The 1328-nt window shown below is 63.6% G+C and carries 1 protein-coding gene and 1 other annotated feature; the gene reads right to left on the bottom strand.

Going from position 1 to position 1328, the window contains the following annotated elements; translation table 11 throughout:
- Positions 1 to 19: 19 nt before the first annotated feature.
- A protein-coding gene (locus PLL68_RS15310) for an IS3 family transposase (RefSeq protein ID WP_502910739.1) occupies positions 20 to 1278 on the bottom strand; the annotation gives its coding sequence in 2 pieces (ribosomal slippage) (positions 20 to 990 and positions 990 to 1278; 1260 coding nt in all).
- Positions 863 to 994, bottom strand: a sequence feature (AL1L pseudoknot). It overlaps the preceding gene by 132 nt.
- Positions 1279 to 1328 lie beyond the last annotated feature (50 nt).

Below are 1328 nucleotides of genomic sequence, written 5' to 3'. Positions count from 1 at the left end.
GGTTTGATGACTGCTCGGGTTATTGGGTGACGGCCTCGAGGGCTGTCGGTTTCTGACTGTAGTAGGCGGTCTCGAACTCGGCCGGTGTGGTGTAGCCGGGGTTGTCGGTGATCTCGCCGTGAAGGCGGCGGTGGTTGAACCAGTCGACGTAGGTCATGGTCTCGAACTCGACGTCGTCGATGCCGCGCCAAGGGCCCTGCGGGTAGATGAGTTCCCACTTGTAGAGCCCGTTGAACGACTCGGCCATCGCGTTGTCGTAGCTGTCGCCCTTCGAGCCGACCGACGCGACGATGTCGTTCGCGGCGAGGCGTTCGGAGTAACGGATCGACAAGTACTGGACACCGCGGTCGCTGTGATGGACCAGCTGGTCGAGGTCATGGCCGGCATGTTGACGGTTGAACACGGCCATCTCCAACGCGTCGATCGCCAGGTCCGACCGCAACGACCGTGAGGCTTGCCAGCCGACGATCATGCGCGAGTAGACGTCGATGATGAACGCCACATACACCCAGCCCGAGTGGGTCTTGACGTAGGTGAGATCGGCGACCCACAACCGGTTCGGGGCCGGCGCCCGGAACTTGCGCTCGACGAGATCCGCCGGCCGTTGCTGGCGGTCGTCGTGATGGGTGGTGATCGTGAACGCCTTGCCACGCTTGGCCCCGGAGAGGCCTTGGGCTCGCATCAGTCGTTCGACGGTGCAACGCGCCACGCGGATGTTCTCCCGGTTCAGCTGGGCCCACACCTTGTCCGCGCCATAGACGAACAAGTTGTCCTCGAACACGCGCACCACCTCGGCCGCCAGCTCGGCGTCACGAACAGCACGCGTCGATGGCGGTCGTTTCTTGGCCACCCAATAGGTGTTCGGGGCGATCTTGCAGCCGTGCTCGGTGAGCACTCTGCAGATCGGCTCGACCCCGAACCGTTCCCGGTGTTCGTCGATGAACGCGACTATCGCGGCGGTTGCGGGTCGAGCTCCCGCGCGAAGAAAGTCGCCGCTGCCTTGAGGATCTCATTGGCCCGACGAAGCTCTTTGACCTCACGTTCGAGGTCCTTCATCTTCGCCCGCTCATCGGTGGTGAGACCCGGTCGGGCACCGGCGTCGGTCTCGGCCCGGCGGACCCAGATCCGCAAGGTCTCATGGTTGACGTTCAGCTTCTTGGCGATCGACTCGATCGCCTTCCACTGCGACGGGTACTCGTGCTGATGCTCGAAGACCATCCGCACCGCCCGCTCACGCATCTCGTCGGGGTACCTCCCGACACGCTTCGCTCCTGACATGACTCCATCCTCTCAAGGGAAGGAGCAGTCACCGATCCCGGGGCGGTTCA

This window comes from Ornithinibacter sp. (genome assembly GCF_035443565.1).
Taxonomy (GTDB): Bacteria; Actinomycetota; Actinomycetes; order Actinomycetales; family Dermatophilaceae; genus Fodinibacter.
The sequence above is the reverse complement of the archived record's forward strand: the minus strand, read 5'-3'. Positions and strand labels throughout refer to the sequence as shown.